General features: G+C 72.2%; 24 protein-coding genes. 17 read left to right on the top strand and 7 right to left on the bottom strand.

Translation table 11 applies throughout. The features are described from left to right. Window positions 1-60 precede the first annotated feature (60 nt). From IE231_RS02905 to IE231_RS02915, 3 genes are all read left to right on the top strand, one after another. The gene (locus IE231_RS02905; RefSeq protein ID WP_189692450.1) at window positions 61-1,026 is read left to right on the top strand and encodes a pseudouridine synthase; all 966 of its coding nucleotides are present in this window, start codon (window positions 61-63) and stop codon (window positions 1,024-1,026) included. A gap of 109 nt (window positions 1,027-1,135) precedes the next feature. Beyond that, window positions 1,136-1,654: an O-acetyl-ADP-ribose deacetylase gene (locus IE231_RS02910; protein ID WP_189692451.1), complete on the top strand. Its 519-nt coding sequence runs from the start codon at window positions 1,136-1,138 to the stop codon at window positions 1,652-1,654. Then, window positions 1,655-2,314 (top strand): DedA family protein, encoded by a 660-nt coding sequence (locus tag IE231_RS02915; protein ID WP_189692452.1) that lies wholly within the window; start codon window positions 1,655-1,657, stop codon window positions 2,312-2,314. An 18-nt stretch (window positions 2,315-2,332) separates the two neighbouring features. Here IE231_RS02915 and IE231_RS02920 read toward each other — a convergent pair whose 3' ends face one another. Further along, window positions 2,333-2,638, bottom strand: coding sequence for a hypothetical protein (locus IE231_RS02920; RefSeq protein WP_189692453.1), 306 nt, complete (start codon window positions 2,636-2,638; stop codon window positions 2,333-2,335). An 87-nt stretch (window positions 2,639-2,725) separates the two neighbouring features. Here IE231_RS02920 and IE231_RS02925 point away from each other — a divergent pair, with 87 nt between their 5' ends. Further along, window positions 2,726-3,334, top strand: coding sequence for a DedA family protein (locus IE231_RS02925; RefSeq protein WP_189692454.1), 609 nt, complete (start codon window positions 2,726-2,728; stop codon window positions 3,332-3,334). Window positions 3,335-3,380: 46 nt separating this feature from the next. On the opposite strand, the gene IE231_RS18590 is transcribed toward IE231_RS02925, so the two are convergent. Then, window positions 3,381-3,482 carry an MFS transporter small subunit gene (locus tag IE231_RS18590; RefSeq protein ID WP_445977847.1) on the bottom strand — a complete coding sequence of 34 codons (102 nt, stop codon included), beginning with the start codon at window positions 3,480-3,482 and terminating at the stop codon, window positions 3,381-3,383. Between the two features lies 1 nt (window position 3,483). Continuing rightward, a complete protein-coding gene (locus IE231_RS02930) occupies window positions 3,484-4,872 on the bottom strand; it encodes an OFA family MFS transporter (RefSeq protein ID WP_189692455.1) in 1,389 nt (462 codons plus the stop codon). Between the two features lie 156 nt (window positions 4,873-5,028). Here IE231_RS02930 and IE231_RS02935 point away from each other — a divergent pair, with 156 nt between their 5' ends. Together IE231_RS02935 and IE231_RS02940 are read left to right on the top strand one after the other, a co-directional pair. Continuing rightward, on the top strand, window positions 5,029-5,676 hold the full coding sequence (locus tag IE231_RS02935) for a LysE family translocator (protein ID WP_189692456.1): 648 nt from the start codon (window positions 5,029-5,031) through the stop codon (window positions 5,674-5,676). Between the two features lie 67 nt (window positions 5,677-5,743). Beyond that, a complete protein-coding gene (locus IE231_RS02940) occupies window positions 5,744-6,562 on the top strand; it encodes a DUF1684 domain-containing protein (RefSeq protein ID WP_189692457.1) in 819 nt (272 codons plus the stop codon). Between the two features lie 18 nt (window positions 6,563-6,580). Here the strand turns inward: IE231_RS02940 and IE231_RS02945 are convergent, their stop codons facing one another. After that, a complete protein-coding gene (locus tag IE231_RS02945) occupies window positions 6,581-7,357 on the bottom strand; it encodes an SDR family NAD(P)-dependent oxidoreductase (protein ID WP_189692458.1) in 777 nt (258 codons plus the stop codon). Between the two features lie 102 nt (window positions 7,358-7,459). Between IE231_RS02945 and IE231_RS02950 the strand changes: the two genes are divergently transcribed. From IE231_RS02950 to IE231_RS02980, 7 genes are all read left to right on the top strand, one after another. Next, entirely contained in the window at window positions 7,460-8,635 is a 1,176-nt protein-coding gene (locus IE231_RS02950; protein ID WP_189692459.1) for a glycoside hydrolase family 76 protein, read from the top strand. 169 nt (window positions 8,636-8,804) lie between these two features. After that, entirely contained in the window at window positions 8,805-9,851 is a 1,047-nt protein-coding gene (locus IE231_RS02955; protein WP_189692460.1) for an iron ABC transporter substrate-binding protein, read from the top strand. Window positions 9,852-9,854: 3 nt separating this feature from the next. Then, on the top strand, window positions 9,855-11,471 hold the full coding sequence (locus IE231_RS02960) for an ABC transporter permease (protein WP_229866461.1): 1,617 nt from the start codon (window positions 9,855-9,857) through the stop codon (window positions 11,469-11,471). Further along, on the top strand, window positions 11,468-12,616 hold the full coding sequence (locus IE231_RS02965) for an ABC transporter ATP-binding protein (protein WP_374189400.1): 1,149 nt from the start codon (window positions 11,468-11,470) through the stop codon (window positions 12,614-12,616). The genes IE231_RS02960 and IE231_RS02965 overlap by 4 nt, the downstream gene beginning before the upstream one ends. 233 nt (window positions 12,617-12,849) lie before the next feature. Beyond that, window positions 12,850-14,247: an APC family permease gene (locus tag IE231_RS02970; protein WP_201896919.1), complete on the top strand. Its 1,398-nt coding sequence runs from the start codon at window positions 12,850-12,852 to the stop codon at window positions 14,245-14,247. Between the two features lie 189 nt (window positions 14,248-14,436). Next, a complete protein-coding gene (locus tag IE231_RS02975) occupies window positions 14,437-15,102 on the top strand; it encodes a hypothetical protein (protein WP_189692461.1) in 666 nt (221 codons plus the stop codon). 42 nt (window positions 15,103-15,144) lie between these two features. Then, a complete protein-coding gene (locus IE231_RS02980) occupies window positions 15,145-15,954 on the top strand; it encodes an MBL fold metallo-hydrolase (protein ID WP_189692462.1) in 810 nt (269 codons plus the stop codon). Window positions 15,955-16,016: 62 nt separating this feature from the next. Here IE231_RS02980 and IE231_RS02985 read toward each other — a convergent pair whose 3' ends face one another. Next, window positions 16,017-16,385 carry an acylphosphatase gene (locus IE231_RS02985; protein ID WP_189692463.1) on the bottom strand — a complete coding sequence of 123 codons (369 nt, stop codon included), beginning with the start codon at window positions 16,383-16,385 and terminating at the stop codon, window positions 16,017-16,019. A 3-nt stretch (window positions 16,386-16,388) separates the two neighbouring features. Beyond that, window positions 16,389-17,102: a phosphatase PAP2 family protein gene (locus tag IE231_RS02990; protein WP_189692464.1), complete on the bottom strand. Its 714-nt coding sequence runs from the start codon at window positions 17,100-17,102 to the stop codon at window positions 16,389-16,391. Window positions 17,103-17,238: 136 nt separating this feature from the next. Between IE231_RS02990 and IE231_RS02995 the strand changes: the two genes are divergently transcribed. Continuing rightward, entirely contained in the window at window positions 17,239-19,176 is a 1,938-nt protein-coding gene (locus IE231_RS02995; protein WP_189692465.1) for a glycogen debranching N-terminal domain-containing protein, read from the top strand. A 36-nt stretch (window positions 19,177-19,212) separates the two neighbouring features. Here the strand turns inward: IE231_RS02995 and IE231_RS03000 are convergent, their stop codons facing one another. Next, window positions 19,213-19,803, bottom strand: coding sequence for a YdeI/OmpD-associated family protein (locus IE231_RS03000; RefSeq protein WP_189692466.1), 591 nt, complete (start codon window positions 19,801-19,803; stop codon window positions 19,213-19,215). A 47-nt stretch (window positions 19,804-19,850) separates the two neighbouring features. Between IE231_RS03000 and IE231_RS03005 the strand changes: the two genes are divergently transcribed. From IE231_RS03005 to IE231_RS03015, 3 genes are all read left to right on the top strand, one after another. After that, complete coding sequence (locus tag IE231_RS03005) at window positions 19,851-20,618, top strand: VOC family protein (RefSeq protein WP_189692467.1); 768 nt, start codon at window positions 19,851-19,853, stop codon at window positions 20,616-20,618. A gap of 10 nt (window positions 20,619-20,628) precedes the next feature. Then, window positions 20,629-21,168 carry an NUDIX hydrolase family protein gene (locus IE231_RS03010; RefSeq protein ID WP_189692468.1) on the top strand — a complete coding sequence of 180 codons (540 nt, stop codon included), beginning with the start codon at window positions 20,629-20,631 and terminating at the stop codon, window positions 21,166-21,168. Between the two features lie 77 nt (window positions 21,169-21,245). Continuing rightward, complete coding sequence (locus IE231_RS03015) at window positions 21,246-22,448, top strand: DUF6707 family protein (protein WP_189692469.1); 1,203 nt, start codon at window positions 21,246-21,248, stop codon at window positions 22,446-22,448. The last annotated feature ends 77 nt before the right edge of the window (window positions 22,449-22,525 follow it).

Genomic DNA, 22,525 nt, shown 5'->3' on the forward strand with positions numbered 1-22,525 from the left:
GTGCACGCAGGGCCTCCAGCGGGTAGGGGTTCCAGCCCATAACGCTACCCTTGATGGGTGATGAAATCCCCCCTCCCCGTCCGCGACGGCGTGAACGCGACGCGCCTGCGCCTGCCCGCGCAGGGGCCGTGGGAGACCGCGCTGGACTACATGCTCCACCGGTGGGGGCACGTGGATCCGGAGGGCATCCTGGAGAGGTTCGACGGCGGCGAGATCGTCGCCGCGGACGGCTCGCCCCTGTCCCGGGAGACTCCCCTCGAGGAGCACACGTTCATCTGGTACTACCGGACGCTGCCCGCGGAGGAGCGGCTGCCGGTGGAGCTCTCCGTGCTGCACCGGGACGAGCACCTGCTCGTGGTGGACAAGCCGCACTTCCTCCCCACGACCCCGGGCGGAACGTACATCCAGGAGTCGGCGCTCGTGCGCCTGCGCAACGCTCTCGACCTTCCCGACCTCATCCCGATGCACCGGCTGGACCGGATGACCGCCGGCGTGCTGCTGTTCTCGGTCAACCCCGCCACCCGCGGCCGGTACCAGGTGCTCTTCGAGCGGCGCGCGGTGCAGAAGGTGTACGAGTGCGTCTCGGCGCTGGATCCCTCCGGCGGGGACCGGACAGGTGGCGCGCACGACGCCGGGTGGGCGGCACAGCGGTTCGGCTCGCCCGCCGTCGTGCGCAACAGGATGGTGAAGTCGCGCGACTACCTGCTCGCCTCGGTGGTGGACGGGGAGCCGAACGCGGAGACGACCGTGAGCCTGGAGCGCGTGGGCGGGCCGGCCGAGGCGCCGCGGGCACTGTTCCGGCTCAAGCCGCGCACGGGCAAGACGCACCAGCTGCGGGTGCACATGGCCGGCCTCGGGCTCGGGATCATGAACGACCCGTTCTACCCCGTGCTCCTGGACAAGGCGCCCGACGACTACTCGCGTCCCCTCCAGCTCCTCGCCCGCGGCATCAGCTTCCGCGACCCGCTGACGGGCCACGAGGTCGAGTACCGCAGCCGGCTCACGCTCCAGGAGGCGCCGGCCTGAGGCCTGCCCGGCCGCCGGCCAGCCGTGCCGGACCGTGCCGTGCCGTGCCGGACCGTGCCGTGCCGGGCGGCACCTGCCGGAGCGGGCACGTGTGGCGCACACTGGACCCATGCGGATCGAGATCGTCGAAGGGGACATCACGGCCCGGCACGTGGACGCCGTCGTCAACGCGGCCAATTCCTCCCTCCTCGGGGGCGGCGGCGTGGACGGGGCCATCCACCGCGCCGCCGGCCCCGAACTGCTCGAGGCGTGCCGCGAACTGCGCCGCACGCGCCTGCCCACCGGGCTGCCCGTCGGCTCCGCAGTAGCGACCCCGGGGTTCCGGCTGCCCGCCCAGTGGGTGATCCACACGGTCGGCCCGAACTGGAACGCCGGCCAGCGGGACCGGGACCTGCTCGCCTCGTGCTTCGCCGAGAGCCTCGCGGTGGCGCGGGACCTGCGGGCGGCCTCGGTCGCGTTCCCCGCCATCTCGGCAGGGATCTACGGCTGGGACCGCGACGTCGTGGCGGCCACCGCCGTCGAGACGGTGCTGGGCGCTCCGGAGGGGAGCGTCGAGACGGTCGAGTTCGTGCTCTTCAGCGACGCGACAGCCGCGGCCTTCGCCGCGGCGCTGCACCGGGCAGGCTGAGTGGACCCCGCGGTCGCCGCCTGGCTGTCCGGGCCGTGGATGCTCGTGTGGCTCGCCGGGCTCATCGCCCTCGACGGGCTCTTCCCCCCGGTCCCGTCCGAGATCGCGCTCCTCACGGCCGGCAGCTACGCCGCGGAGGGGCGGTCCAGCGCCAGCGTGCTCGTCGCCGTGGGCACGCTCGGCTCGTGGCTCGGCGACGTCGGAGTCTACCTGCTGTTCCGGCACCAGCTCACGGGGTTCCTCGACCGGAGCCGCTGGGGCCGGAAGGTCCACGGCACCGTCCACCGCGTGGTCGAGAGGTTCGGCGCGTCCTCGACCTATGGAGCCATCATCGGCGTCCGCTTCCTCACCGGCGGCCGGCTGACCGCGAGCGCCACCTCCGGGATCGGCGAGGTCCCCTTCCGGCGGTTCGCCGTCGCCGCGGCCGCAGGCGGATTCCTCTGGTCCGCGTGGCACGTGGCCCTGGGGTTCATCACGGGACGCGCCACGGGGCTGCCGTTCTGGATGAGCGCCATCATCGGCACGGGAGTGGGGCTGGCGATCGGACTCGTCGTCGCAGGGGCCGTCGCGGCGCGGCATCGCCGGGGGCGGCACCGGGAAGCCAGCGGCCCCGACCTCGAGCCGCCCGCAGAGCCTGAGGAGGGGCCTGATGCAGCCTGACCCGCGCCAGGCGGCCCCCTACACCGGCAGCCACGCGCCGCGCCGGCGACGCAGCACCTGGAGCCGGCCGGTCGTGGCAACACCCTCCACCGCGTCCTGCATCGCGAGGGCGGCCCGGCGCGCGGAGGCGAGCTCGGCGTCGTCATTCTCCGCCTCGACAAGGAAGCGGAGGGTGATCTGCGGCACCCCGCGCACCACGTCGATCTGGTGCGCCTCGACGTGGTGGATCGACCCGAGGGCCTCGCGGGCGGCGTCCATGACCCGCTCGGGCGCGATGCCCGGGCGCAGGCCCGTGATCTGCAGGACGGCTCGGTAGCTCGGCATGGTCCCCACGGTATCGGCTGCGCCGGAGGACCTGGACGGGGTCCCCCACACCGGCGCCCTCGGCCATCCGCGAGCGGCTGGGACACCATGAGCCCCTGGTGGGCCGTAGTCCTCGGCCTGGTGCCGGTCGTCGCGGCCGATGTCTTCTTCCCCATGGTCCCGGCCGAGGTCGCCGTCGCAACCGCCGGAGCCCTCGCCTCGGAGGGCCACGTGGACTTCACCTCGGTCGTGGTGGCCTCCGCCGTCGGCTCGTGGCTGGGGGACGTGGGGCTGTTCCTCCTCGTCCGCCACAGCCTGAGCCAGTTCGTGGACCGGTGGCGGTGGGGACGCAAGCTGCACCTGGGCACACGGGAGGCGCTCGACCAGCTCGGCCGGATCGGCGCGTTCGTCGGGATCGTCGGCTCCCGATTCCTCCCCGGCGGGCGTCTCGCCGTCACGGTCACGGCCGGAATGTCCCAGGTCCCCGCACGCGGCTTCGCGGTCAGCGATGCTGTGGGCGGCCTGCTCTGGTCCCTGTGGATGGCGGGGATCGGCTACGTGGCGCACCAGACCACTGGCCTGCCGTTCTGGGCCGCGGCGCTCGTGAGCGCCGGAGCGAGCACCCTCCTCGGCCTCGCGCTCGCGGCGGTGCTCGCTCGGCGCCGTCGGCACCGCTCCCCCGAGCCCGACGCACCGCCCCGCATCCTCGACAAGTGACCTCCAGGAATCCCTCCTCGGCATCGCGGCGCCGGCGGGGCTCCGATCAGCCGAAGAGGGCCGAGACCTTCATGAGCGTGGTCGCGATCCCGTACACGAGCGGCACCCCCACGAGGATCCAGCCGAGGGCAAGGCGTGCATTCTTCATGTCAGCTCTCCTTCGCTGCACCGGCCGCGACCGGGGCTGTGGGTTCGTGGAACTTCGGGGCGACCGGCCGGATCGCGAGGTTCGCGAGGAACCCGACCACGAGCAGGACCACCATGATGAGCAGTGCCGGCTGGTAGGCGCCGGCGGTGAGCTTGCCCGGGGTGCCCTGGGCATCGAGCACCGCGTTGACGATGAGCGGGCCCACGACGCCGGCCGCGGACCACGCGGTGAGGAGCCGGCCGTGGATGGCCCCCACCTCGAGGGTGCCGAACAGGTCCCGCAGGTAGGCGGGAGCGGTCGAGAAGCCGCCGCCGTAGAAGGAGATGATCACGAACGCGAACAGCACGAACAGCGCTGTGGACGTGTGGCCGGCGAAGGCCAGGAGCAGGTACAGGACGGTGCCGACCCCCAGGTAGCCCATGTACATCCGCTTCCGCCCGATCACGTCCGACGTCGCCGACCAGGCGAAACGGCCGGCCATGTTCCCGACCGAGAGCAGGCCCACGAACCCTCCGGCCACGGACGCGGCGACGAGCGACTTCCCGTCGGGCTGCCGGAAGAAGTCCTGGATCATCGGCGCGGCCTGCTCGAGGATGCCGATCCCGGCGGTCACGTTGCAGAACAGGGCCGTCCAGAGGAGCCAGAACTGGGGGGTCTTGATCGCGTTCGACGCCGTGACGTTGGCGGTGGTGATGAGCTCGTGCGAGCGCACGGTTGCCGGGTCGAAGCCCGCTGGCGCCCACCCCGGCGGCGGCACCTTGATGGTGAAGGCGCCGAAGAGCATGTAGGCGAAGTACAGGACGGCGAGCGTGAGGAACAGCATGCCGACCGCCTGGCCGCTGGCGACCGCGCCGGGGGCTGAGGATGCCGGGTCATAGACCGCCAGCAGCGCCGTCGAGAGGGGGCTCGCGATGAGCGCGCCGCCGCCGAACCCCATGATCGCCATGCCGGTCGCGAGCCCGGGCCTGTCAGGGAACCACTTGATGAGCGTCGAGACCGGCGAGATGTAGCCGATCCCGAGGCCGATCCCGCCGATCACCCCGTAGCCGAGGTACACGAGCCACAGCTGCCGCGAGAAGATGCCCGCAGCCCCGACCAGAAAGCCACCCGCCCAGAACACCGCCGCGACGAACATGGCCTTGCGCGGGCCGTTGCGGTCGACCCACGTCCCCATGACCGCGGCAGAGAGCCCGAGCATCACGATGGCCACCGAGAAGATGACCCCGATCTCGGTCAGGCTCGCCCCGAAGTGCTTCACGAGCGCCGTCTTGTAGACGCTCGTGGCATACGCCTGGCCGATGCACAGGTGCACAGCGAGCGCCGCGGGTGGGATGAGCCATCGGTTGAATCCTGGCTGGGCGACACTGTGCGCCCTGTCGAGCCACGCCATTGGGGGTCCTCCTGTCTCAGCCCGGCCCGGCCGCGGCTGCTGCCGACTAAGCTAGGCCCCCGACTAGTGACTTTCCTCACAATTGCGCCGAGCGGTAGCTCCGGTGCGACGAATGGCGGCCGGGGAGGGCCCGGCGTCGGCCGATATCCTTGACCGGTGACGCTCCAGGAATCCCTCCTCGGCTTCGCGGCCATCGCCGCGCTCATCACTGTCCTGCCGGGGACGGACACGGCCCTCGTGCTGCGGTACACGCTCAGCCAGGGCCGCCGCCACGCGTACACGGCCGCGCTGGGGATGATCAGCGGTGCTTTCGTATGGGGGGCAGCGGCGGCCACCGGGGTCTCCGCGCTCCTGACCGTCTCGGAGGTCGCCTACGACATCCTGCGGATCGCCGGCGCCCTGTACATGCTGTGGCTCGGAGTGGGGCTGTGGCGCGCCTCGTTCACCAAGCACGACGCCGACCTGCCCCCGGGCGCGCTCCCGCACCACAGCCTCGAGCCGCTCAGGCGGACGTGGGCGAAGGGCTTCATCTCGAACATCCTCAACCCCAAGTACGGGATGTTCTGCATCGCCGTGATCCCGCAGTTCCTCGTCCCGGGGGTGCCGTCCGTGTGGATGGGACTCCTGCTCTCCGTCGTGGCGAACATCGAGGCGATCATCTGGTTCATCGCGATCGTCGCGGCGGCGCAGTTCTTCGGCCGGTGGCTCAACGGGGGCACGTTCCGCAAGTGGATCGACCGCGTGACCGGCACGGCGCTCGGGGCGTTCGGCGTCGTGGCGATCCTGGAGACGCGGCACGCCTGAGCCGGGGCGGCCCGCGGACTTCCGGCGCACTGGGAATGCCGCCGCCCTCTGGGGCATTCTTGGTGGCATGACTCAGACTGCCGCCTCCGATTCCCAGCTCGCCCGCTGGCAGCGCTTCCGGGAGAACCGCAATGCCGCCCTCGCCGAGGAGCACGGCTGGCTGACCCTGACCTCGTTCCAGTGGCTCGAGCCCACACCCTCCCCCGTGGAACTGGTTCCGGGGCTGTGGTCCACGTCCGAGGAGACGGGCGTCGAGGCGGCCGTCCTCACGGCGCGCGCCGAGGAGGGACTTGTCTTCGACGAGGAGGGCACGCCCGTGGACGGGACGTTCAGCGCGCATCTGTCGGAGGACGAGTCCCTGAACTGGGTGCGGTACGGGACGATCGTGGTGGAGCTGGCCATGCGCGGCGGCCGGTACGCGATCCGCACGCGTGACTCCGCCTCGCCCACGCGGACCGAGTTCCACGGTGTCCCCACGTTCCCCTACGCCCCTGAATGGGTTGTCGAGGCTCGCTGGGAGCCGTACCCGGAGCCGCGCGCCGTGCCGATCTCCACCGCCAACCCGCTCGTGGACGGCGTGCACCTCTCCGCCGGGGAGGTCGTGTTCAGCCGGCACGGGCACGAGTACCGTCTGCAGGCGGAGCAGGGCAGGCTCGGCGGGCTGACCATCACGTTCCACGACGAGACCAACGGGAAGACCACGGACGACTGGCGCAAGGTCGAGACGCCGCGTCCGCGCCCCGACGGCACCGTGGTGCTGGACTTCAACCGGGCCATCAACTATCCCAGCGCCTTCACCCCCTACGGCACGTGCCCCATGCCCGTGCGCGGCAATTCGCTGGACCTCGCGGTGGAGGCCGGCGAGAGGACGCCCGAGGCGGAGTAGCGCGTCAGGAAGCCGCTCTCACTTGGGCGCCATGCGGATCGCGCCGTCGAGCCGGATGGTCTCGCCGTTGAGCATGGCGTTGTCCACGATGTGCGCCACGAGGTTCGCGTACTCTGCGGGCCGGCCGAGCCGGGCGGGGTGCGGCACCTGATGCCCGAGCGAATCCTGGGCCTCCTGCGACAGGCCGGCCATCATGGGGGTCTCGAAGATCCCCGGGGCGATCGTCACCACCCGGATGAGCGAGCGGGCCAGCTCGCGGGCGATCGGCAGGGTCATCGCGTGCACCGCGCCCTTCGACGCGGAGTAGGCGGGCTGGCCGATCTGGCCGTCGAACGCGGCGACGGACGCCGTGTTGACGATGACTCCCCGCTCCGGGCCGCCGAGGTCGGTCGAGACGGGGTCGGTGGCCGCGATGGCCTCGGCGGCCAGCCGGATCACGTTGAACGTCCCCACGAGGTTGACGCGGATGACGCGCTCGAACTGCTCGAGCGGCAGCACGCCGTCGCGCCCCAGCACCTTGCCCGGCGTCGCGATCCCCGCGCAGTTCACCACCACGCGCAGCGGCGCGAACCCGCCCGCCCGCACGACGGCGGCGCGCACCTGCTGCTCGTCGGTCACGTCCGCGGGGGCGAACGCCGCGCGCTCGCCCAGCTCGGCCGCGAGCGCCTCGCCCGCACTGCCCGGCAGGTCCACGAGCACGACGGCGGCACCCTCCGCGTGCAACCGGCGCGCCGTCGCGGCCCCGAGGCCCGAGGCCCCTCCGGTGATGAGTGCGCTCGCGCCGCGAAGCTCCATGGTTCCTCCCGATCGGTTCGAGTTAATGGTCGCTAACCGGGATCGATCCTAGCGGACGGGGGTGACGCAGGCCACGTGCGGCGCCCCACTACGCTGGTGGCCATGCAGCCAACGACCTGGGCGGAGCGCGCCCAAGCCGCAGCGGACAGCGTCAACGAGGGCTTCGGGCACCGGATCCTCCGCGTCATCCCCGGCACGTGGATCGCCTCGGTCGCGCGGCCGGCGCGGAAGATCGCGCGCCCCTGGGACCCGTGGCACTACTGGTGGCAGGCCCACTACCTGGACTGCCTCGTGGATGCGTCGTGGCGGCAGCTGGGTGACCGCGGGCCGCAGGGAGGTGATCCCGAGTCCGGAGGGGAGGCCCGCGAGCCCCGCGAGCTCGTCCTGGCCCGGCACCTGCTCACCGGCATCCGGATCCGCAACGTCTTCCAGTACCGCAACGCGTTCTACGACGACATGGCCTGGCTGGCCCTCTCCGCGGCCCGCGCCGAGCACCTCTCGGGGCTCGTGGCCCACCGAAGCCTCCCCAACGCCCGCACCATCGCCCGCGTGCTCGGCCGCCAGCTCGTGCTGGCCAGCACGCCGGAGGGCGGAGGGGGGACCTACTGGAACACCCAGCGCCGTTTCAAGAACACCCCGGCCACGTCACCGGCGGCGCTCTTCTTTGCCCGCAGCGGCGACCGCGAGCGCGCCCAGGCGCTCGTCGACTGGCTCGATGCCACCCTGTTCGATCCCTCCCAGGGCCTCTACCTCGACGGCATCAACCTCAACCGCGACGGCACCACCGAGCTCAAGCCGGACATCTGGACCTACAACCAGGGGCCCGTCCTGGGCGCGCTCGTGACCCTCGGGGGCGCGGAGAACCTCGCCCGCGCCGAGACGCTCATCGCGGCTGTGGACGAGCACCTCACAGCGAACTGGGAGACGCACGACGGCGCGCTCCGCCGCACGCTGCGGGGCGACGGGGGCGGGGACGCCGGGCTCTTCATGGGCATCCTCGCGCGCTACCTGACCGTGGCCGCAGTCCACGAGGGCCTCTCCGCGGACGCCAGGGCGACGGCGCGACGGCTTGTGCTGGACACGGCGGAGGCGCTCTGGGCCGGCGCGGAGGAACGGTGCGGCCGGACGGACGGCGAGGGGGACGAGACCTACTGGACATTCCCCCAGAGACCCGGCCAGACGGCGTCGGACGAGTACCCGCCGGGCCGGCGCGTCGAGCTCTCCACCCAGCTGCAGGCCTGGATGGTGCTCGAGTTCGCGCATCAGTTGACCCGGTAGATGCTCTCCTCGAGGTAATCCGCCGGCATTAGCGAAGCTCAAGGTTGCGTAATTGTCGTGATTTGCGTCACATTAAGACAGGAATAGACGGTTTCTTAGGTGTGGCTAACCTACAGTCGATCCTGACGTCGTCACTCCACCACCGTGACCCCACGAAAGGGACGCTTCCATGAAGTTCCGCCCCCGAGCCCTGGCCGGCCTCGCGATGGCCGCCGCGGCCACCCTCTCGATGGCCGCCTGCGGCACGTCCGCGAACTCCGCCGGCGCCTCCGGCGCCGCCACCCCGGGAACGACCATCACCGTGTACAACGCCCAGCACGAGTCGCTCACCAAGGAGTGGATCGACGCGTTCACCGCCGAGACCGGCATCAAGGTGGACTACCGCCAGGGCGATGACACCGAGATGTCCAACCAGATCGTCCAGGAGGGCGCGAACTCGCCCGCGGACGTCTTCCTCACCGAGAACTCCCCCGCGATGACGCAGGTGGAGAACGCGGGCCTCTTCACGGACATCGACCCGGCAACGATCGCGCAGGTCCCAGCCGAGTACCGCCCCTCCACGAACAAGTGGATCGGCATCGCCGCCCGCTCCACCGTCTTCGCATACAACAAGGACAAGCTCTCCCAGGACCAGCTGCCGAAGTCGATCATGGACCTCGAGAAGCCGGAGTGGAAGGGCCGCTGGGCTGCCTCGCCCTCCGGCGCGGACTTCCAGGCGATCATCTCCGCGATGCTCGAGCTCAAGGGCGAGTCCGCCACCGGCGACTGGCTCAAGGCCATGAAGGACAACGCCAAGGCCTACAAGGGCAACTCGACGGCCATGAAGGCCGTCAACGCCGGCGAGGTCGAGGGCGCAGTCATCTACCACTACTACTGGTTCGGCGACCAGGCCAAGACCGGCGAGAACTCCAAGAACGTGGGCCTCGAGTACTTCAAGAACCAGGATCCCGGCGCCTTCGTCTCCGTCTCGGGCGGCGGCGTGCTCAAGTCCTCGAAGAAGCAGGCCGCGGCGCAGGCCTTCCTGAAGTTCGTCACCGGCAAGAAGGGCCAGGAGGTCCTCCAGAAGGGAACGTCCTTCGAGTACGCGGTCGGCTCCGACGTGCCGTCCAATGACAAGCTCGTGCCGCTCAAGGACCTGGACGCGCCCAAGGTCGATCCGGCCAAGCTCAACTCCAAGAAGGTCAACGACCTCATGACCTCGGCAGGACTCCTCTAACCCTTGGACCAGGCCCCAGCCACCGCTCTCCCCGCCGGCGTCCCGCAGGCGGGCGAGGCGACCACGGCGGCGGGCGAGGGCACGCGCCCTCGCCCGCTGCGCCGTCGTCCGCCAGCCCTCATCGTCCTCGTGGCGTGCCTCATCACCGCCGCCTCGCTCGTCCCGCTCGGGTTCGTGGTCACCACCACCATCTCGACGGGGTGGGACACGGCCACGGCACTCATCTTCCGGCCCCGCACGCTCGAGCTCCTGGGCAACACCCTTGAGCTCATGCTCATCACGGTGCCGCTGTGCATCGTGCTCGGGGTCGGCGGGGCGTGGCTCGTGGAGCGGACCTGGCTCAAGGGGAACAAGGTCTGGGCGGTGCTGCTCGCGGCGCCCCTCGCGATTCCCGCGTTCGTGAACTCGTACGCGTGGGTCTCCGCAGTTCCTGGGCTCCAGGGCATCTTCTCGGGCGTCCTCATCGCGACCCTCTCGTACTACCCCCTCGTGTACATCCCCGCCGCGGCGACCCTGTCCCGCATGGACCCCGCGATCGAGCAGTCGGCGGCCTCCCTCGGGCTGGGCGCGTGGCGGGTGTTCTTCCGCGTGGTGCTGCCGCAGCTGCGGATCGCCGTGGCCGGCGGCGCGCTCCTCGTCGCGCTGCACCTCCTCGCGGAGTACGGCGCGTTCGCCATGATCCGCTTCGACACCTTCACCACGGCGATCATGGAGCAGTACCGCTCCACCTTCAACGGGGCCGCGGGCAACATGCTCGCTTCCGTGCTCGTCGCGGTGTGCCTCGTGCTGCTCGTGGTCGAGGCGCGCCTGCGGGGCAACGCTCGGTACGCCCGCATCGGCTCCGGCGCCCAGGCCCTCCCCGCCCGCCTGCCGCTCGGCCGGTGGCAGGCCCCGGCCCAGGCTGGCCTGCTCGCGCTCGCGGTGCTCGCGGTCGGCGTGCCGCTGTGGATGACCCTCACGTGGACCATGCAGGGAGGCGCGCAGATCTGGGAGACCGACGAGCTGGCCGGGGCATTGTGGTCCAGCCTCTGGCTCGGACTCCTCGGGGCTGTCGTGACCACCGCCGTCGCCTTCCCCCTCGCCTTCCTCGCGGACCGGTACTCCGGCTGGCTCTCGCGCGCGCTTGAGCTGGCCAACTACGTCACGAGCTCGATGCCCGGGATCGTGCTGGCCCTCGCGTTCGTCACCGTGGCACTGCGGGCTGTGCCGGGCGTCTACCAGACCACCGGCCTCCTCGTCGCCGCGTACGTCCTGCTCTTCATTCCCCGCGCCCTCGTCAACCTCCGGGCCGGGCTGGCCCAGGCGCCGAAGGAGCTCGAGGAGGCGGCCCGTGCGCTCGGTAAGCCGCCGGCCGTGGCCCTCGTCCGCGTCACGCTGCGCCTGGCCGCGCCGGCCGCTGCCGGCGGCGCGGCACTCGTGTTCCTCGCCGTCCTGAACGAGCTCACGGCCACGCTCCTGCTCTCCCCGCTCGGCACGAAGACCCTCGCCACCGAGTTCTGGGCCCTCTCGAGCGAGATCGACTATGCGGGCGCGGCCCCCTACGCGCTCCTCATGATCGGGCTCTCCGCACCCATGACGTACCTGTTGTTCCAGCAGTCCAAGAAAGCAGCCGGACAGTGACCGAACAGATCCCCACTCCCGTGACGTCGGCCCGCCTGCCGGAGCCCCGCATCTCCCCCGAGATCGCAAGGACCGCGGACCACCACCTTGACATCGAGGGCGTGACGAAGAACTTCGGGCACCAGCAGGTGCTCAAAGGCGTCAACCTCTCAGTGGCACGCGGGGGGACGACAGCGATCGTGGGCCCGAGCGGCTCCGGCAAGACCACAATGCTGCGCCTCATCGCGGGGTTCGAGGCCCCGGACACAGGGCGCATCCTCATGGACGGGCGCGAGGTGGCCGGCGGGACGTGGGTGCCCGCGCACCGGCGCAACATCGGCTACGTGGCGCAGGACGGTGCTCTGTTCCCGCACCTCTCCGTGGGGCAGAACGTCGCGTTCGGCCTGGACCGGGAGAAGTTCCGCGGGCGCAAGGAAGTCGCCGCGCGCGTCGAGGAGCTGCTGGACATGGTGGCCCTCGACGGCTCCTATGCGAAGCGCCGTCCCCACCAGCTCTCCGGCGGCCAGCAGCAGCGCATCGCCCTCGCCCGCGCGATGGCGTGCGAGCCGGAGGTCATGCTGCTGGACGAGCCGTTCTCGGCCCTGGACGCGGGCCTGCGCGTGGCGACCCGCCGCGCGATCGGCAAGGTCCTGCACGACGCCGGGGTCACCACCATCCTCGTCACCCACGACCAGGCCGAGGCGCTCTCCTTCGCGGACCAGGTCGCCGTGATGCGCGGCGGGAAGCTCGCCCAGATCGGCAACCCCTTCGTCGTGTACACGCGCCCGGCGGACCGGGCCACCGCCGAGTTCCTCGGCGACGCCGTGATCCTCGATGCGTGGCTCGAGGGCTCCCTCGCGATGTGCTCCCTGGGTGCCATCCCCGTGAGGCGTCCGCCCGCCCAGGGGCGCGTGCAGATCATGCTCCGTCCCGAGCAGATCCGCATCGCCGCGGACTCCCGCATCCACGGCACGGTGCTCGACTGGGACTACTTCGGCCCCGAGTCGTCGGTACGGATCAAGCTGCCCGAGCGGCCCGCGGATCCGCGCATCCCCGGAGGCGGGGAGGTCATCACGATCCGCCACTGGAACGCCGCCATGGCAAGGGCAGGGATGGACCTCGCGCTCAAGGTCATCGGTGAGGGCGTGGCCTTCCCGGTCGACTGAGTCGGGGACCCACCTCAGGCGCGCCACGTATCAACGCCCGCGGCATTAAGACTTCGTAAGGACCGCACCAGCCCCTGCCTGCAGCGGCGTAGCATCACGTACCAGGTGAGCCGGGAAGTCTGGTCGGCAGCGTGTGCAGCCGTTGTCTGACCGGAGGTGCCCCCCATGTTCCCTGTTGCCTTGCGCCCGATCCTCCCTGCCGTCACGGTCGCCGTCGCCAGCGAGGGCTCGCGGTGAGGCCCGCGACGTCGGCGGCGGACCGCCGTCCGCTGCTCCACTCGCGGCTCGCGCTGCTGCTGGCCTTCGCGTTTGCGGTGATGGCGGACCCGGTGTCCTCGGTCGCCTACGCCATCGAGGCAGCCCTGCGTGCGCTCGACGGCGATGTGGCCCTGCTCGGAGCGACCATGGGCCTCGTGGTGGCGATCATCGCCCTGGTGATCCTGAACTACCGGCAGCTGGTGGGCCGCTACCCCCAGGGCGGGGGCGCCTCGGCGGCCGTCGGGGAGGCGTTCGGGGACGGATGGTCCTTCCTGCCGATCGGGGCACTCGTGGTGGACTTCGTCCTCACGATTGCGATCAGCGTCTCCGCCGGGGCGTCTGCGGTGATCGCCTACTTCCCGGCGCTGGCACCATGGCGGCTGCCGCTGGCGCTGGCCCTGATCGTGGTGGTCGGGTCGCTGACGTGGTTCGGACACCTCGGCCGCCTGGTGTTCGCGGCGATGACCATCGCGTTCGTCGCCGTGGCGGCCCTCGTCCTGGGGTACGGGCTCTTCGCGGAGCCCCACACTGTCGGGACGGTCACGGCGGCGGCCGGGCAGCCGCCCGTGCTCGCCGTCGTGCTGGCCTTCCCCGTGGCCATGGCCCTCGCCACGGGAGTGGAGGCGCCGTCGTCGGCCATCGCTCAGCTCGGCCAGCTCGACGACCCAGACCGTGCCCGCTTCGGCCGGGTCACGCTGTGGCTCACGCTCGGCATCGTCGGTGCCATCACCCTCGGCCTCACCCTCGAGGCAGTGCGCCTCGGCGTCGGCATCCCGCCGGAGGACAGCACTCAGATCGCCGAGCTCGCGCGCATCGCTGCCCCCGCTCCCGTCTTCGCCGCATTCCAGCTCGTCACCGCGCTCCTGCTGCTCTCCGCCGCCAGTTCCTCGTTCCAGGCGGGACCGGGCCTGCTCAAGGCCCTCGCGCTCCACACCACCCGTCGTGGCGAAACCGTGGGGATCCTCCCGGGCGCCCTCGGCCGGACCGATGCCGACCACACCCCCTACTGGGGAGTCGCCCTGTTCATCCTCCTTGCCGGAGCCATTACCGGCGCGGCCGGGGGAAACGACCAGGAGCTCGTCCTCTTCTACGCCGTCTCCGTGTTCCTGAGCTTCCTCGCCGGACTGGTGTCCATGGCCGTCTTCTCCCACCGTGACCGCCGCCCGTGGTCGCTGGCCCTGAACATCGCCGGCGCCCTCGTCGTCTCCTTCACCCTCGCCGCCAACCTCACCCGTGGCCTGCCGATCATCAGCCTGGCTGCCGCCGTCCTCATCGCGGGCATGCTCTACACCGCGTGGACCCGGGCCGGGAGGCCACGAGGGGTCCGCAACGCCGAGTCCGAGAGCGAGCGGGAGGAGGACTCCCTGGCCTGACCATCGCTGGAGCGGGCACCCCTGCGCATGCATTGGTGAATCTATTGCATGCTCGCAATTATCACCCTAAGCTTCCAGTGTCGCCGGGAGGAGTCCGCGGCCCTCCGCGCTGAGGGGGTGCACGTCCTCTCCGGCCGCGCTGCCAGCGGGACCGCGGACAACGGATCGCGGACCACGGAGAGAAGAGGCATGATGCGCATTCGGTCCATGAAGCCCTTGGGCTTTGCCCTCGCTGCCGCCGCTGTCGGCGCGCTGGCGCTGTCCGGCTGCAGCGCAGTCAATCCGCAGGAGACGAAGTCCATCGTCGCCGCCGTGCCCGGCGTCCGCGGGGAGATCGGCTCGCTCCGGGTCGAGGACCTCACGGTGGTCTCGTCAGGAGGGGGAAGCGGATCGGCAAGCCTCAGCCCCGACACGCCCGGCCGGCTCGCCGGCACCGTCTTCAACGGATCGTCCTCTCCCGTGTCCGTCTCCTTCTCGACCCAGGATTCGAGCACCGTCCAGGTCACCGTTCCGAAGAACGGAGAGGTGATGCTCGGCTCGGCACAGGGCCTCGCTCCCCTCAGCCGGGCAGGCGCCATCCCTGGCGGGATGACGACCGTCACGATGGACGCCGGGGGCACTGCCCTGAAGCTGCAGGTCCCCGTGGTGGACGGCACCCTCGCCCAGTACCGGTCCCTCCTCCCGACCCCCTCGTCCACCGGCTCGCCGGCCACCGGCTCGCCGTCCGGCAGCGGCTCGCCGTCCAGCACCGCGTCCGCGACGGGCGGAGCAACCACCGCGACGCCCACCACAACCGCAACGGCCTCGGACACGGGACGGCCGTCCCCGTCGCTGAGCATCACCCCTTCTCGCTAGGGGTCTGCCAGAGGCCGCCGTGCGCCGGGCTACGCTGAAGCCATGGCCGACGACGTGACCCCCTTGCGCGACCAGCCCGCCACGCGGTGGGTCGCGAGCTCTGCCCTGACCCGGTACCGCCTGGCGCCCAACCCCGGGCCGATGAGCCTGGACGGGACGAACTCATACGTCATCGCGGCGCCCGGGGCGGACTCCGTCGTCGTCGTCGACCCCGGCCCGCTCGACGGCGAGCACCTCCGCGAGCTCGCCGAGTCGGGCCGCGTGGGGCTCGTCATCCTCACCCACCACCACCCCGACCACACGGAGGCGGCCGAGGAGTTCCACCGCATGACGGGCGGCCCGGTGCGCGCGCGTGACGCCGCCCTGTGCCTCGACGCGGCCCCGCTCGAAGACGGCGAGCGCCTCGACGCCGCAGGGGTGCGGATCGAGGTCCTCGCCACGCCCGGCCACACGGCCGACTCGATCTGCCTCCACCTCCCCGAGGACGGCGAGCGGGGCTCCGTGCTGACCGGCGACACGATCCTCGGACGCGGCACCACGGTGGTCATGTACCCGGACGGCCGCCTCGGCGACTACCTCGCCACGCTCCGCCGGCTCGAGGCGCTGGGGCCGGCCACGGTGCTGCCGGCCCACGGGCCGGTGCTGCCGGACCTCGGGCAGATCGCCGCGGCCTACCTCGCCCACCGCGAGGAGCGGCTCGACCAGGTGCGGGGAGCGCTCGCCCAGCTCGGCCAGGACGCGTCGATCGCGGCCGTCACGGACGCCGTCTACACGGACATCGACGCGAGCGTGCGCCGCGCCGCGGAGAACTCGGTTGCCGCCCAGCTCGACTACCTGCGCGGCTGGGCCTAGACGGCGCCGGAACCGGCGCCCCCGAGTACAGGCCGTAGCCCCCGGAATGTGCAGGCCGGGGCTCAGTACAGGCTGAACCGGCTGAACTCCCCCGTTGCAGGCCCGATGCCCGCCTCGACCTGGTCCACGCGCCCGGGCGTCCCATCGGACCGGAGCCACGCCAGCAGCCCCTCGACCTCGCCACGCGGCCCTTCCGCGACGACCTTCACCGTCCCGTCGGGGAGGTTGCCCGCAGACCCCACCAGGCCGCGCTTCTCCGCCTCCCCCAGCGTCCAGTAGCGGAATCCCACTCCCTGCACCACCCCGGAGACCCGCGCCTCGAGCCGTGCCTGCCCGCCTGCGGCGCCGGAAGCGCCGGAAGCGCCGGGCGAGCTGTCAGGGCGAGGCGGGGAGTCGGCGTCGTGCGTTCCGTGGCGGCGGAAGAGCGGCATGCCTCAAGTCTCCGCCGAGGACCGGGAGCGCGCCACCTCCGTATCGACAGCCCGGGCCGACTCCCCCGGCTCCGGGAGGCGGAGCGAGTCGATCCACACCACCGTGGCGAGCACGAGGGCGCTGATCGCCCAGGAGGCCAGCACATCGGTGAACCAGTGCATGCCCAGATACAGGTCGCAGGCACCCACGGCGAGCCCCACGAGCGCGGCAGCGAGCGCGGCAGGTCCCGTTCCCCGCGACGCGGAGCGCCGCGAGTGGGCCAGGTACAGCCCGGCGAACAGCAGCGTCAGGACTGCGGAGGCATGGCCGGCCGGGAAGGCCGGCATGCCCGAGCTGCCCATTGCCTCGAACCACACCGGCGGCCGGGCGCGGTCCACCCAGAGGCGGACACCGGCCACGAGGAGCACATCGGCGAGGACCGCGCCGACCAGGAGCAGCGGCCGCATGAGCTCTCGCCGGGACACGCCCCATGCGAGGCCCGCGACCGCCGCGATTCCCAGTGCGATGAGCGGACCCGACCCCGTGCGGAGTGCCACCGCGACGGCGGTCAGCGACCCCGAGCGGTGGGAGGCGAGCCAGTCGAGGATCGGCCAGTCGAGGTCGGCGAGGCCCCAGTCACCCGCCACGGATTCGAGCAGCCACCCGAACACCAGGATGCCCGCCGCTCCGAGGGCGACGGCCGCGGCGCGCCTCGAGGATGGACGGACATGGAGCATCCTTCGAGTCTCGCGCGGAGACGTTGGAGCGTGCCGGGAGGAAGCTCGGCGGCAGCTGGGAATCACGCGGGCGTGGCGTGGCCGCTCGGCTCGGCGGACCGTTCCGGTGCGGCCGCACCGGCGGTAGCGTGGCGGCATGAGCGAGCTCCTGCAGCCGTCCCTGCACCGCCAGCACGTCGCAGTGGCCGCACCCTCCCAGGTGTGGCTGGGGCCCGACGGCCGGCTCACACCCGAACCCGCCGGCCTCACCGGCGTCTTCCATGCCGACACGCGCTTCCTGCACCGCGTGCAGGTGACGGTGGACGGCGCCGAGCCGCAGCCGGTGGGAGTGTCCTCCGCAGGGGGCGTGCTCACCGTGGAGGGCCTCGCCCGCAACATCCCGGGGCCCACGCTGGACCCCGCGGTCCGGGTGGTGCAGACCTGGACCGTCATGCCCGGCGCGGTGCGGCACCGGATCGAGCTCTCCACGGCCCTCCCGGACCTCGACTGCACCCTCGCGGTGCACCTCGGCGCGGACTTCGCGCCCATGGCAGCGGTGAGGGTCGGGGGCACCGCGGTGCCGGTGGAGCCCTCGCACGACGCCGGGCGGCTCGTCTGGGCGGCGGACGGCAAGAGCGCGGTGGTCACCCCGGAGACCCCCGGCGCACGCGTCGCGACGGCGATCGACGTGGAATCGGACGACACGGACGGCTTCCCGTCCGGGCACCCGTCCCTCGTCTGGTCGGCCACGGTGCGCCGCGGAGTGCCGTACGCCGCGGAGTGGAGCGTCGCGCTCGAGGATGCCGGCGCCGTCGTGCGCGCCGCCCCTCCCGCGGACGGCGCCGAGACAGCCGGAACAGGTCCCGCCGCCCGGCTCGAGGCCGCCTCGCTGCGCCAGCTCGCGGGGCTGCGGCTCGCCACGACCCGCGAGCCGGACGCACCGTTCCTGGCCGCGGGTGCGCCATGGTACTTCACGCTGTTCGGACGCGACTCGCTGTGGGCCGCGCGGCTCCTGCTGCCCCGCGATTCCGCGCTCGGGGCCGGCACACTGCGGGCGCTCGCGGCCTACCAGGGGTCAGAGCGGGACGTGGAGTCCGCGGAGGAGCCGGGGAAGATCCCGCACGAGATCCGCGCACGGGAACTTGTGGTCTCGCACGGGCCCGGCGGCGACCAGCTCCGCCTGCCGCCCGTGTACTACGGCACGGTCGACGCAACCGCGCTGTGGCTCTGCCTCCTCGGAGAGCTGTGGGCCACGGGCAGGGCGCCGGAGGCCGTCCGCGCGCTCGTGCCGGCCGCGAGGCGCGCAGCCGACTGGCTGCTCGCCTCGGCCACGGGCCCGGGCGGCTTCCTCGCCTACCGCGACGAGTCCGGTCACGGCCTGAGCAACCAGGGCTGGAAGGACTCGGCAGACGCGATGCAGTTCATGGACGGCCGCCACGCGCAGGGGCCGATCGCACTCGCCGAGGTGCAGGGGTATGCGCACCAGGCCGCGGTCGCTGCCGCGGACCTGTTCGACGAGCTCCCCGGCGGCGGTGGGTCGGGCCTGCGCACCGCGGCGGCGGAGCTGCGGGAGTTCGCCTCGGCGCTCAGGGCCCGCTTCCGGGAGTCCTTCTGGGTGGACGACGCCGTGGGCCCGTTCCCGGCGATGGCGCTCGACGGCGGCGGCACTCCCCTCGATGCCCCCGGCTCGAACATGGGCCATCTCCTCGGCACCGGACTGCTCGACGCGGAGGAGGCACAGCTCGTGGTGGACCGGCTGCTCGAGCCCGAACTGTTCAGCGGGTACGGGATCCGGACCCTCACCACGGCCGCCGCCGGCTACTGGCCGCTGAGCTACCACTGCGGCTCCGTCTGGGCGCACGACACCGCCATCGCGATCCGCGGCATGCGGGCGGAGGGCTTCAACCCCGAGGCGGCGAAGGTGGCGCGCGGCCTGCTGCGTGCCTCGGAGTCGTTCGGCGGGTCACTGCCGGAGCTTTTCTCGGGCGTTGGCACCGACTCGTCCGACCGGGCCCTCGCCTATCCCGCGGCCTGCCATCCGCAGGCATGGAGCGCAGCGTCGGCGGTCGTGGTGGCCCAGGCCCTCGCTCCCTGACCTGCACCCGGTGCCAGTCCGCGCCCACCGCAGCCGTCAGGGGCGCTTCTTCTGCGGGTAGATCGTCTCGTGCCGGGCAAGCATGGCCACGTACTCGCCGATCTTGCGCGCCCGCGTCTCGGGCCGCTTCACCGAGGTGGTCCGGTAGATGAGCGCGAACCGGTTGGTGGAGGTCAGGACCTCGAACATCGCCTGCGCCTCCGGCACCGCCGCGATGGCGGCGGCGAGGTCCTCGGGCACCTCGGCGGTGGCGGCTCCTCCGTAGGCGCGTTCCCACCGCCCGTCCGCCTTGGCGGCCTCGACGGCGGAGCGCCCGGCGTCCGTCATGCGCCCCTCGGCCTCGAGCCGCGCCACCCGTTCCACGTTCGCCTTGGACCACAGGCTCCCCCGCCTCCGAGGCGTGAAGCGGACCGCCGAGCTCTCCGCATCGCGGGTCCGCAGCTGGCCGTCGATCCAGCCGAAGCACAGTGCCTCGAGCACCGCAGGCTCGTACTGCAGCCCGGTGACGCTGCCGCCCTTCTTGTGGAGCACGAGCCACACGCCCGGGCTCTCGGCATGATGAGCGGTGAGCCACTCGCGCCACGCGGGGGCATCGGGGACCAAGAGCTCGGGCAGTTCCACGGCCATGGCCCCAAGGCTTCCGCGCCGAGGCCGCTCCGCGCAACCATGGAGCCATGCTCCGTGTCCTCCCCACCCGTTTCACGTCCGCGCTGCCCGAGCTCCGGCGGCTCCTGCTCGACCTCGGGCTCGTCCCCGCCGAGGAGGGCCAGGGCTGGGCCGTCCTGGACTCGCGCAGCGGGCGGGTGCGCCTGCGCACGGCGGACCCCGGCTCGGAGCGTGACGGCACCGTGGTGTTCGGCGTGGAGATCCGCGACCCGGCGGAGTTCGCGCGCCGGACCGCGGACGACGGCGGCAGCGCAGCCCTCGTCGAGAGCCCGGCCGGCGCGCGGGTGCTCGTCACGGGCCCGGATGGCTTCTCGTTCTACGCCGAACCCACCGGGCACACGGGCCAGTATGTCGACGCGGACCCTGATCTGGCGGTGCGGCTCGAGTGGCGTACCCCCGATCCCGGTGGCGCCGCGGCAACGCTCGCCGCGATCGGCGCACGACGCCGGGCCGACACCCTGGGGCCGGAGGGCTCGCGTGAGTTCACGGCCAAGAACGGCGGCGTCCTGGCCGCAGTGCCCGCACCCATGGCCTCCGCTGCACTCGCCTTCGAGTACGCGGGTCCGCTCGGGGAACTCGAGGCCCGGCTGGCCCTGGCCGGCTGGACCGTGGAGCACGACGGCGCGGACCACGGCGGCGCAGGAGACGCGGTGCGGGAGGCGGCCGAGGCGCCCGGGCGAGCGGACGGCGTCGTGCACGTCACCGTGCCGCTGCCGGACGGGAGCGACGTCATGGTGCTCGTCTCCAAGGGCCACGTCCCGGCATCGATGCGGTAGAACAGTAGGCATGGCAGTTCGCACCCCCGACCCGTATCCCGGCTGGCTCTCCCCCGAGGACCTCTACGAGGCGCGGAACCGGCTGCCCATGCTGTACGTCGAGGCGCTTCCCGTGCGGCTGGACCCGCTCGGCTACGTCAACGAGGTGGGCCTCCTGCTCCAGGCCGACGATGAGGGCAACATGATGCGCTCCCTGGTCTCCGGCCGGGTGCTGTACAAGGAGACCATCCGCGCCGCCCTCCTGCGCCACCTCGAGAAGGACCTCGGCCCCCTCGCCCTGCCGCAGCTGCCCGTGAGCCCGGTGCCGTTCACGGTGGTCGAGTACTTCCCCTCCCCGTCCCAGACCGGATTCACGGACGAGCGCCAGCACGCCGTCTCCCTCGCGTACGTCATCCCCGTGACCGGCGAGTGCCAGCCGCGCCAGGACGCCCTCGAGCTGACCTGGATGTCCCCGGCCGAGGTGCTCAGCGGCCCGGTGCAGATGGAGTTCGTGGGCGGTCGCGGCGAGCTGGTGAGGCAGGCCCTCGCGTTCGCGGGGATCGCACCCTAGCCCAGCGCGCCTCGGTGTGGCCGTTACCAATTGTTTATAAGGTGGAACCGGACCGACAGCCATCACGGAGGACCCAGATGCAGCACAGCTCGGGGCCGCACGAGCGGCCAGGAACCGCGGAGTTCCACGAGATCGACGCCCACGAGCTAAAGCCCGGCCTGCGGTTGCTCCTGCCTGAGCCCGAGGGCGACGCGGCCGGTGCCAACGGGCCGGCCGCCCGCACAGCCGCCGGCGACGGCACTGGTCCGGAGGACGCTGAGACGGCGGAGATCCTCGAGATCGACACGGTGCTGGACGACTACGGGAACCCGGCGCTGTACTTCGCCGTCATGGACAACCACATCAACCTGAGGGTGGCGCACGGCACCCGCGTGAAGGTCAGCCGGGGCAAGGCCGCGCGGCCCGCGGACCTGCTGTTCTCGGGCCCGGTCCCCTCGCCGGCTGCGGGGGCGGCGGCCCCTGAGCCCGACGCCGGATCCCCCACGGCTGACGCCGCGCCAGCCGAAGCCGATCCAGAGGCGGCACCCTCCGCCGCACGGCCGGGCCTTGAGCCCTCCACGCCGCCTGCGCCGCTCCGAGGCCCTGCGCAGATCACCCTCGACACCGGGGACGTCGTCGTGGTCCCGGGCGCGGCGCCGGCAGGCCCGCTCGGCGCCCGGCCCGATCTGGTGGCCCGCATCCCGGTTCCGTCGGAGGAGCCCGAGGAGCTCATGGCTCGCATCGACTCCGAACACCCTGGGCGCCATGCGGTCAATGAACTCGCCCGGCGGCTCGAACGCGGCATCAACGTCAAGTCCGGCGCATGCCTGAAGGACCTCCGCGACCTCGCCTATGAGCTCTACGTGGGCCAGGCGGATCCCGCCGCAGCGCTCCAGGTGGCGGACCTGCTCACCGTCCTGCCCTACGACGGCAACCCCGCCCGCTGGTCCTCCATCGAGTCCGCCCTGGCCCTGGCCGCCCACTTGGCCCGCGAGAGCGGGGACGAGGACCGGGCAGCCGTGTACAGCCAGCTCCTGCGAGCCCCTGACACGGTTGAAACTGACCCATTCCGCGCCAAGATGGCCGAGCGCGTGCGCGAGCGGGTCCTCAACCAGCCCAATTTGTACGACAAGGAGGTTGCCCGCGCCGCTGGCGCGAAGGACCACGCCGAGGAGCGTGCCTGGCGCATGCTGCGGCTCGGCAGCCTCCTGCACCTGCGGGCCCACGGCGGCTCGAGGGCCTTCCCTGCCGACGAGCTGGACCGCCGCATCGACGTGGAGCTGGACGCCGTCCGCGGCTGACGCCCTCCGCGCCCGGGGTCACCTCCTCGTTCCGGGGTCACCTCCGCGCCCGGGGTCACCTCCTCGTTCCGGGGTCA

The organism is Sinomonas cellulolyticus (assembly GCF_014656475.1).
GTDB classification, from domain to species: domain Bacteria; phylum Actinomycetota; class Actinomycetes; order Actinomycetales; family Micrococcaceae; genus Sinomonas; species Sinomonas cellulolyticus.

What these genes read in the sequence shown, in the direction of transcription:
- IE231_RS02905 (WP_189692450.1), top strand. Translation starts at nt 61, where the DNA reads ATGAAATCCCCCCTCCCCGTCCGCGACGGCGTGAACGCGACGCGCCTG.
- IE231_RS02910 (WP_189692451.1), top strand. Translation starts at nt 1,136, where the DNA reads ATGCGGATCGAGATCGTCGAAGGGGACATCACGGCCCGGCACGTGGAC.
- IE231_RS02920 (WP_189692453.1), bottom strand. Translation starts at nt 2,638, where the DNA reads ATGCCGAGCTACCGAGCCGTCCTGCAGATCACGGGCCTGCGCCCGGGC.
- IE231_RS02925 (WP_189692454.1), top strand. Translation starts at nt 2,726, where the DNA reads ATGAGCCCCTGGTGGGCCGTAGTCCTCGGCCTGGTGCCGGTCGTCGCG.
- IE231_RS18590 (WP_445977847.1), bottom strand. Translation starts at nt 3,482, where the DNA reads ATGAAGAATGCACGCCTTGCCCTCGGCTGGATCCTCGTGGGGGTGCCG.
- IE231_RS02930 (WP_189692455.1), bottom strand. Translation starts at nt 4,872, where the DNA reads ATGGCGTGGCTCGACAGGGCGCACAGTGTCGCCCAGCCAGGATTCAAC.
- IE231_RS02940 (WP_189692457.1), top strand. Translation starts at nt 5,744, where the DNA reads ATGACTCAGACTGCCGCCTCCGATTCCCAGCTCGCCCGCTGGCAGCGC.
- IE231_RS02945 (WP_189692458.1), bottom strand. Translation starts at nt 7,357, where the DNA reads ATGGAGCTTCGCGGCGCGAGCGCACTCATCACCGGAGGGGCCTCGGGC.
- IE231_RS02950 (WP_189692459.1), top strand. Translation starts at nt 7,460, where the DNA reads ATGCAGCCAACGACCTGGGCGGAGCGCGCCCAAGCCGCAGCGGACAGC.
- IE231_RS02955 (WP_189692460.1), top strand. Translation starts at nt 8,805, where the DNA reads ATGAAGTTCCGCCCCCGAGCCCTGGCCGGCCTCGCGATGGCCGCCGCG.
- IE231_RS02975 (WP_189692461.1), top strand. Translation starts at nt 14,437, where the DNA reads ATGATGCGCATTCGGTCCATGAAGCCCTTGGGCTTTGCCCTCGCTGCC.
- IE231_RS02980 (WP_189692462.1), top strand. Translation starts at nt 15,145, where the DNA reads ATGGCCGACGACGTGACCCCCTTGCGCGACCAGCCCGCCACGCGGTGG.
- IE231_RS02985 (WP_189692463.1), bottom strand. Translation starts at nt 16,385, where the DNA reads ATGCCGCTCTTCCGCCGCCACGGAACGCACGACGCCGACTCCCCGCCT.
- IE231_RS02990 (WP_189692464.1), bottom strand. Translation starts at nt 17,102, where the DNA reads ATGCTCCATGTCCGTCCATCCTCGAGGCGCGCCGCGGCCGTCGCCCTC.
- IE231_RS02995 (WP_189692465.1), top strand. Translation starts at nt 17,239, where the DNA reads ATGAGCGAGCTCCTGCAGCCGTCCCTGCACCGCCAGCACGTCGCAGTG.
- IE231_RS03000 (WP_189692466.1), bottom strand. Translation starts at nt 19,803, where the DNA reads ATGGCCGTGGAACTGCCCGAGCTCTTGGTCCCCGATGCCCCCGCGTGG.
- IE231_RS03005 (WP_189692467.1), top strand. Translation starts at nt 19,851, where the DNA reads ATGCTCCGTGTCCTCCCCACCCGTTTCACGTCCGCGCTGCCCGAGCTC.
- IE231_RS03010 (WP_189692468.1), top strand. Translation starts at nt 20,629, where the DNA reads ATGGCAGTTCGCACCCCCGACCCGTATCCCGGCTGGCTCTCCCCCGAG.
- IE231_RS03015 (WP_189692469.1), top strand. Translation starts at nt 21,246, where the DNA reads ATGCAGCACAGCTCGGGGCCGCACGAGCGGCCAGGAACCGCGGAGTTC.